This window comes from Pseudomonas sp. NPDC087029, assembly GCF_044745345.1.
Taxonomy (GTDB): domain Bacteria; phylum Pseudomonadota; class Gammaproteobacteria; order Pseudomonadales; family Pseudomonadaceae; genus Aquipseudomonas; species Aquipseudomonas faucium.
The window spans coordinates 88,499-96,829 of sequence record NZ_JBIVAB010000017.1 but is presented as its reverse complement, the minus strand read 5'-3'; the positions used below and the strand labels follow the sequence as shown (position 1 = coordinate 96,829).

The 8,331-nt window shown below is 66.6% G+C and carries 6 protein-coding genes; 3 read left to right on the top strand and 3 right to left on the bottom strand.

The genetic code is table 11. The features are described 5' to 3' along the window. Positions 1 to 190: 190 nt before the first annotated feature. From dsbG to dsbD, 3 genes are read right to left on the bottom strand one after another with little or no spacing between them, the layout of a single operon-like run. Positions 191 to 949: a thiol:disulfide interchange protein DsbG gene (gene dsbG / locus ACIPG5_RS22180; RefSeq protein ID WP_176516489.1), complete on the bottom strand. Its 759-nt coding sequence runs from the start codon at positions 947 to 949 to the stop codon at positions 191 to 193. A 1-nt stretch (position 950) separates the two neighbouring features. Continuing rightward, entirely contained in the window at positions 951 to 1,787 is an 837-nt protein-coding gene (locus ACIPG5_RS22175; protein ID WP_176516486.1) for a TlpA family protein disulfide reductase, read from the bottom strand. Beyond that, positions 1,787 to 3,499: a protein-disulfide reductase DsbD gene (gene dsbD / locus ACIPG5_RS22170; RefSeq protein WP_401378193.1), complete on the bottom strand. Its 1,713-nt coding sequence runs from the start codon at positions 3,497 to 3,499 to the stop codon at positions 1,787 to 1,789. The genes ACIPG5_RS22175 and dsbD overlap by 1 nt, the downstream gene beginning before the upstream one ends. A gap of 257 nt (positions 3,500 to 3,756) precedes the next feature. On the opposite strand from dsbD, the gene ACIPG5_RS22165 reads away from it, so the two are divergent. Genes ACIPG5_RS22165 through ACIPG5_RS22155 form a run of 3 tightly spaced genes read left to right on the top strand, consistent with a single transcriptional unit; the run spans position 3,757 to position 8,331 of the window. Beyond that, a complete protein-coding gene (locus tag ACIPG5_RS22165; protein ID WP_401378191.1) occupies positions 3,757 to 6,588 on the top strand; it encodes a xanthine dehydrogenase family protein molybdopterin-binding subunit in 2,832 nt (943 codons plus the stop codon). Beyond that, entirely contained in the window at positions 6,581 to 7,117 is a 537-nt protein-coding gene (locus ACIPG5_RS22160) for a (2Fe-2S)-binding protein (protein ID WP_176516479.1), read from the top strand. Before ACIPG5_RS22165 ends, ACIPG5_RS22160 begins: the two co-directional genes overlap by 8 nt. A gap of 2 nt (positions 7,118 to 7,119) precedes the next feature. Then, complete coding sequence (locus ACIPG5_RS22155) at positions 7,120 to 8,331, top strand: cytochrome c (RefSeq protein WP_176516477.1); 1,212 nt, start codon at positions 7,120 to 7,122, stop codon at positions 8,329 to 8,331.

Below are 8,331 nucleotides of genomic sequence, written 5' to 3'. Positions count from 1 at the left end.
AGGGGTGGGGCGAGGTCTCCCACGGTCTGTACTGCGGCTAACAGTCAGAATCGGCTTTGTCGTCCCACCACCCCTTCGAGTATCACCATACAAGCGGATTTATCCGCGATGCGCCGCGCGGGCGGCGCTCGATTTGCGCCGCACCGCAAAACTCAAGGCCTGCGATAGGCCGGTACAAACGCCCGAACCCTCAGCGCTTGCCGAGAATCTGCCCCAGCAGCTCCGGCCGCGGTGCCCCTTGCTGGCTCTGCAGATTGCCCTGCTCATCCTGATAGAAAATCGCCGGCGTCGCCTGCAACCCCATCTCGTCCATCAACGCCATGTTGGCTTCAAGCTGCTTCTGCACCGCCTCCGGCACCTGCTCCAGCGCCTTCAAGGCGCTCGCCTTGCCGGCCTTCTCATGCTGCTCCAGCGCCTTGGCCGGGTCCTTCGCTGCCAGCAAGGCTGCCGACTTGCCCGGGCTGTCCTCGCGAATGATGCCGACCATGATGTGCCGCAGCTGCACCTTGCCCGACTCCACCCACGGCCGGGCCTGTTGCCAGAACATGTTGCAGTACGGGCAGTTCGGGTCGCTGAAGAGGTACACCTTGCGCGGTGCATCGGCCTTGCCGTCGGCAATCCAGTGGGTCTTTTCCAGCTTGGCCCAGATGGCCTTGGACATCGGCCCGTACACCAGCTTCTCCAGCGGCTCGGCAGTCATGTCCTTGCCCTGCTCGTCGAACAGGCTGCCGACCAGCACGTGCTTGCCATCGGGCGTCAGGTACAGGGCGATGCCGTTGTTCTGGTACTCGGCGGCGTAGCCGCGCAGGCCGTCGGGGGCATCGAAGCTGCCCTTGATCACGGCGCCCTTGGCTTGCAGTTGCTGGATCGCCTTCGGCAGCTCCTCGGCCTGTACCAGCGGGGCGGCCAGCAGGGCCAGGGAGAGGGGCAGCAGTGCAGTCAATCGCATGTCAGTTTCCTTGTGCGGCAGGGGCGGGCGCGGCGGCCCGCTGGAAAGGTTCCAGGGCATGGCGCAGGCTGGCCCGCGACAGCTCGCCGAGGTGGCTGCCGATCAGGCGGCCGTCGGCGTCGTAGAACAAGGTGGTGGGCAGGGCCATCGAGCCGACCCGCTGGGCCAGCACGCCGGTGCCGTCGAACAGCACATGGGTCAGGCTCAGGCCGGTGGTGGCGAGGAAGGTGCTGACGTTTTCCGGCGTCTCGCCCTGGTTGACGAACAGGAACGTCACATGGGGGTATTCACCCTGGGCCTGCTGCAGCACCGGCATCTCGCGCCGGCACGGCGGGCACCAGGTGGCCCAGATATTGATCACCAGCGGCTTGCCGCGGTAGCTGTGCAAGGCCACCGACTGGCCATTGGCATTGCGCAGGCTCAGCTCGGGCAGTTGGGTGCCCTTGCTGTACAGGTGGCTGCCCAGGCTGGTCAGGCCCCAGAACAGCGCGCCGCTGAACAGGGCCCAGGCCAGTGGCCGGCGCAGCCCAGGGTGGCGCCAGCCTTGCCAGAGGGTGGCGAGCACCAGGCCGAGCAGGCCGGACCAGAGCAAGAAGCCGCCATCGCGGATATCGATGACCTGCAGCAGGTCATCCTGGTACATCGGCCAGTAGGCCAGCACGAAGCCCAGGCGGGCGCTGAGCAGGCCGATCAGGAACAGGTTGAACAGCGCCGACTCCGGGCTTTCGCCGCCGCGTCGCGCGGCCCACCAGCCGACCAGGCAGGCCACGCCCAGGGCGGCAAGCATCAGCAGGTGGTTGAGGGCCATGGTCAATGGCCCCAATGTGACGGTCAGCATCAACCTTGGCTCCTGGTCTGGGTCCAGTGTTGCAGGAAGCCGGCGGCGTCCACCTCACCGGTGATGCGCCGGGCGCGGCGTTCTTCGCCTTCCGGGCCGAGCCAGAGGATGCTGGGCGGGCCCGGTACCTGGTAGCGTTGCAGCAGCTCGCGGCTGGCCGGCGCGTCGGCGGTCACGTCCAGGCGCAGCAGGTGCACGCCGGTCAGGCTGGCCTGCACGTCGCTGCGGCTGAACACCTGTTTTTCCATGACCTTGCACGACACGCACCAGTCGGCATAGTAGTCCAGCATCACCCACTGGCCACGGGCCTTGGCCGCATCCAGCTCGCGCTGCAGGGCTTGCGGGCTGCTGACCGTGACGAAGGCATCTTCGCCGTGCTGCGCGGCAACCGGGGCGCCGCCACCGGTGAACGGGCGCAGCGGCTGCCACAGGTCATCGCCACCGGCCGCCGCGCCCACCAGCAGCAGGCCACCCCACAGCGCACCCAGCAACGGCACCGCGCGCAGTGCGGGCAGGCGCTGCAGCGCAGGCCACGCCGCCCAGCCCAGGGCAATCAGCCAGGCGCCGCTCAAGGCCAGCAGCAGCGGGGCACCGAGCAGGCCGCGCACGGTGTACAGGGCCATGGCCAGGAACACGAAGCCGAACACGCCTTTTACCCGGTTCATCCACGCACCCGGGCGCGGCAGGTAGCGGTTGCCCAGGGTCACCAGCAACAGCAGCGGCACGCCCATGCCCAGGCCCAGGGTGAACAGCACCAGCGCGCCCTGCAGCACATCACCGCTTTGGGCGATGTACAGCAGCGCACCGGCCAGCGGCGCGGTCATGCACGGGCCCATCAGCAGGCCCGACAGCGCACCGAGCAGTGCCGCGCCCACCAGGCTGCCGCCCTGGGTGCCTTGCCCGGCGCGGTCCAGGCGGTCGCGCAGGGCCGCAGGCAGTTGCAGCTCGAAGGCGCCGAACATCGGCAGCGCCAGCAGCACGAACAGCGCCGCCAGGCTGCCCAGCAACCATGGCTGTTGCAGCCAGGCCTGCAGGCTCGCGCCGAGCAGTGCGGCCACCACGCCGAGCGCTGCGTACACCAGTGCCATGCTCAATACATAGACGCCCGCCAGCACCCAGCCGCGCCGGGCGCTGGCGCCATTGCCCAGTACGATGCCGGCCAGAATCGGCAGCATCGGCAGCGAGCAGGGGGTGAAGGCCAGCAGCAGGCCGAGGCCGAAGAAGGCCAGCAGGCTCCAGCCCAGGCTGGCGCTTTGCAGGCCGCTGGCCAGGGCCTGGTCGCTGGCCTGGTCGGCGGCGGGCGCGGCGCTGCCACCCAGGTCGATCACCGTGGTCTGTGGCGGGTAGCACAAGCCTGCGTCAGCGCAGCCTTGCCAGCCCAGGCGCAATTGGCCCTGGGCATTGGCAGGCAGCAGCAGTTCGAGCTGGTCGCGGTACACCGCGCTGTCGCCGAAGAATTCGTCGTGGTGGTTAAGCGCGGCCGGCAACTGCGGGTGCTGGTCGGCGGGCAGGCCGTCGAACTTCAGGCGCTTCTGGTACAGGTAATAGCCCTGCTTGATCTGGAAGAACAGGCGCATCTGCCCGTCGGCCTGGCGGTCGTGGGTCAGCACGAAGGCCTGGTTTACCGGTAGGAAGTCGGGTTTGACGTCGAAAGGGTTGGCGTGCAGTGGGCCGGCCAGCAGCAATGTCAGGAAGAGCAGGAAAACGCGCATGTCTTCGCCTTGGCAGTACGTGAAGTGGGGCCATGCTGGCGTGGGTCGATTAACCCAAGGTTAACCCACGGCCTACAGAGGCTTCCGGCAATTCGGACACACCGCGACATACTGTCCGCTTGACTTTGCCTCCAAGTGATTTTCCTGATATAAATCTGACTTTGCAGTCAGCTTCCAGGCTTTCCCCCCCCTCCCAGTTTTCCAGCACCTAGAATCAAAAGATGGGCAGACCCTCGTCTCTGCCCAGAGGATCAAGCATGTCCAACCGTGATATTTCCCGGCGCTCCTTCCTGCAAGGTGGGTTGATCGCCGGCGTCGGCGTGACCCTGGCACCCCTGGGCAGCCAGGCGTTCGCCGCCCTGATGGAAGACCGCGTCACCACCTCGCCGCAAAAGTGGATGAACCACGATGGCAAGGCGCGCTTCCGTAACGACGCCCTGTCCAAGGTGTGCGGCAACAAGGTCTTCGCCCGCGACATCCGCTCCAAGGACATGCCCGGCTGGCCCGCCCAGCAAGGCCACGCGATGTTGCTGAAGATCACCAAGGCCGACCGCATCTACGCAGGCTACGACCTCGAGTGGCTGGGCGCCGACCTGCAGCCGGACCGCATCGTCACCGCCGCCGACCTGCAAAAGGACGGCATCGCCTGGCCCGAAGCCCACTCGCCCGACCCGCTGCTGCCGCCCGGCAAGGTGCCGATGTTCATCGGCCACCCGGTGGCGATCCTGATCTGGCACGACTTCGAGCGCTACCGCCAGGCCAAGCGCAAGCTGCAGTTCAACGACAAGGCGATCCGCTATGGCGCCCAGGCGCCGCTGTACCAGGGCGACCCCTACGGCAGCTTCCGCTTCGTGCGCGTGGGCGGCGCCACGCCGTTCGAGGACGACGAGTTCTCCAGCCTGAAGAATTCCATGCTGTTCCCGACCATCCTCAACCGCAAACCGGTATGGTCCAAACAGCCCAACCAGCACGGCGACCTGACCGAGCAGGGCCTGTTCTACGCCAAGCGCATGGGCGAGCAGCTGGACAACCCGCCGCAGGACTGGCTGGTGTTCGACGAACGCTACAAGACCCCGTCGATCGAGCCGGCGGCGCTCGAACCAGACAACGGCAACGGCTGGTACGACCCGGCCAGCGGCACGCTGCACTTCGTGGTCGCCACCCAGTGCCCGTTCGAAGTGGCGCAGGAATGCGTGCACATGATCAAGCCGTCGCGCTTCGCCCTGCAGCACCTGAACATGCACCCGGGCTACACCGTGGGCTATGGCTCCAAGGACAACAACATCTTCGTGTTCTACGCCGCGGTCGCCGCGCTGTATGGCGCCGGTGTGCCGATCCGCCTGGCCAACGACCGCTACGAGCAGTTCCAGAGCGGCATCAAGCGCCACGCCTTCGACATCCGCTACCAGCTGGCCGTGGACAAGAAGGACAACAGCTTCAAGATCTTCCGCGCCGACATGAGCTGTGACGGCGGTGGCCGCATCAACTACAGCCCGTCGGTGGCGGCGGTGGGCGCCACGGCGGCCCAGTCGATCTACTACATGCCGCAGAACGACCTGTCGGTGACCGCCTACTACTCGCGGGGCGTCGAGGCCGGCTCCATGCGCGGCTACGGCACCCTGCAGACCATGGCCGCCACCGAGATGATGGTCGACGAGATCGCCGGCCGTCTGGGCGTCGATGCCATCGAGCTGCGCCGCGCCAACGCGCTGAAGTCGGGCATGAAGAACACCCAGGGCGCAGTCCCGGCCGGTGCCCTGCGCCTGCACGAGATCCTCGACAAGGCCGCCGCCCACGAGTGGTGGCGCAACCGCGATGCGCGTAAGCAGGCGATGGACGCCAAGGACCCGGACCACTGGTACGGCGTAGGCTTCGCCATCTGCCAGAAAGACTTCGGCACCGGTTCCGAAGCGCCGATGGCCAGCATCGAGTTCAGCGCCGATGGCCGCATCAGCCTGCGCCACATCGGCACAGAGCTGGGCACTGGCATGTCCACCTCGCAAGCCCTGGTGGTCAGCGACTTCCTTGGCCGCTCGGCCGATGAGGTGACCACCGCCGTCACCGAATGGCCGGAGCTGCAGCTGAGCACCAGCGGCAACCCGTACCTGATCAGCCAGGCCGAGCAGGACGCCGCGCTGCGCAACCCGCGCTGGGTCGGCAAGCTGGCCTCGCCTTCGTCGGCGACCAACTCGGCCTTCTACTTCAGCCACGCCACCCGCGAAGCTGCGCGCGCGCTGTTCAACCACGGCCTGTGGCCTGCCGCCATGGCGCTGTGGAGCAAAGGCCCGTTCGGCGGCCAGGCCAACCCGCTGGTGGTGCGCCGTGAGAACGCGGTGTGGGTCAACGGCGAGCTGACCGGCAACGGCCTGGCGCCGATCCCGTTCGCCGAACTGGCGAAAAAGGCCCACGAAATGGGCCTGGTGACCGGCGTCAGCGTGCACGGCTTCAACCGCTGGAGCTGGGCCGAGGCCGACTTCGTCATCGACGGCGTGCGCGAGCGCTTCCCGCTCGATGCCATGGCGGTGAAATACGGTGACGGCGCGGTCAATGCCAAGAAAGCGCAGATGACCAGCAATGGCTACCACCTGCTCGACCGGCAGAACCCCGGCTACCCGGCCACCCAGCTGAACAACGCCATGGTCACCTACTACAGCCCGGTGGCGACCATCGTCGAAGTGAAAGTGAACAAAGGCACCCGCGAAGTGCAGGTGCTCAACCACCACAGCTGGGTCGAGTGCGGCCGCGTGCTGGTGCCCGAACTGGTCAAGGGCCAGCTCGAAGGCGGTATCGCCATGGGTATCGGCCATGCCCTGACCGAAGAAATGCCCCTGTACGAAGGTGGCCCAGGGGAGGGTGACTGGAACTTCAACCGGTATCGCCTACCGCATGCCAAAGACGTCGCGGTGTGGCAGCAGACGTCCGAAATCCTGCCGCCGCTGTCGCCCACCGACCCCTCCAAAGGCATCGCCGAGGTGGTGATGATCCCGGTGGTCGGTGCCATCGGCAACGCCGTGGCCCACGCCATTGGCAAACGTGTACGCGATCTTCCGATTACTCCAGCCCGTATCAAGGAGGCCCTCAATGGCTAACCGTTCGCTTCAACTGACCCTCAACGGTCAACCGGTCGGCCCGGTCGAGGTCCCCGATGACTTGGCGATGATCGACTACCTGCACGAGCACCAGAACCTCACCGGTTCGCGCCTGGGCTGCGGCCAGGGCATCTGCCATGCCTGCGTGGTGATCGTCGACAACCCCGACGGCACCAGCGAGGAAGTGCGCACCTGCATCACCGGCGCCCACTACTTCGCCGGCAAGAAAGTGCGCACCATCGAAGGCCACGCCAAGCAGGACGAGGCCGGCAATGTGACGCTGAACCCGATCCAGCAGAAGTTCGTCGACCTGTTCGCCTTCCAGTGCAGCTACTGCGCACCGGGCTTCGTCAACGCCGCCACCGTGCTGGTGGAAAAGGCCCAGCGCCAGCCCCTGAAAAAGAGCGAAGTGGAGGACAGCATCGAGGCCAGCCTTGGCCACCACATCTGCCGCTGCACCGGTTACGTGCGTTATTACGACGCCACGCGGACCGTGCTCAATGATCTTGGCCTGGTCAAGGAGGGTTGAGCATGGGTTTCGTACGTTCCGGCCTGGCGCTGGCGCTCGGCCTTGCCGTTTCGCTGGCTGCACAGGCGTCCGATGACGCGCAGGTCAAGCGTGGTGAATACCTTGCCCGCGCCGCCGACTGCATGGCCTGCCACACCGCCGAGGGTGGCGCGCCATTTGCCGGCGGCCTGCCGATCCATTCGCCGTTCGGCACCATCTACGGCAGCAACATCACCCCGGACAAGCAGTACGGCATCGGCAACTACAGCGCCGACGAGTTCTTCGCCGCCGTGACCGAAGGCAAGCGCAAGGACGGCGCCAACCTCTACCCGGCCATGCCGTACACCTCGTACCACCTGATCAGCCGGGAAGATTCCGACGCCATCCTGGCGTACCTGATGACCCAGCCGCCGATCAACCGCCCGGCACCGGAAACCAAGTTGAGCTTCCCGTTCAACGTGCGCATGGGGCTGTCCGGCTGGAACATGCTCTACGGCAAGAGTGTGCAGCTGCAGCCGACCGAGGGTAAAAGCCCGGCCTGGCAGCGCGGCCAGTACATGGTCGAAGTGATGGGCCACTGCGGCGAGTGCCACACCCCGCGCAACCCGATCGGCGCGCTGCAGCAGGACAAGCGCCTGACCGGCGGCCTGCTCAATGGCTACCTGGCGCCGAGCCTGCTGGCCCAGGACCTGGCCGAGCGCGGCTGGACCCAACCGGACCTGACCACCTTCCTCAAGCACGGAATCAGTGCCCAGGGCAGCATGTTCAACGAGATGTTCCCGGTGGTGCACCACAGCACCCAGCACCTGGAAGACGCCGACCTGGCCGCCATGGCCACCTACCTGCTGGGCGAACAGCCGCCGGCGGCCAAGGTCATCAAGGAAGTGCCACTGGAGCAGCTGACCGACAGCGCCAAGCGCGGCCGCCAGCAGTACCTCAACGTCTGCGCCGGCTGCCATGGCGTCGACGGCGAAGGCAAGCCGCACATCGCCGTGGCCATGCAGGGCAACACGGTGCTGCGCCAGGGCGACTCGCGCAACCTGGTCAAGGCTATCCTTGACGGCATCCGTGAGCAGCAGTTCACTGGCTTCGAGCGCATGCAGCCGATGCCAGGCTTTGCCGACAAGCTCAACGACCAGCAGGTGACGGACATGGTCAACTACCTGCGCCAGGCCTGGGGTGGACTGCCCGGTGACCTGAGCGTGCAGCAGCTCGCCGAGCTGAAGGCGGAGTAA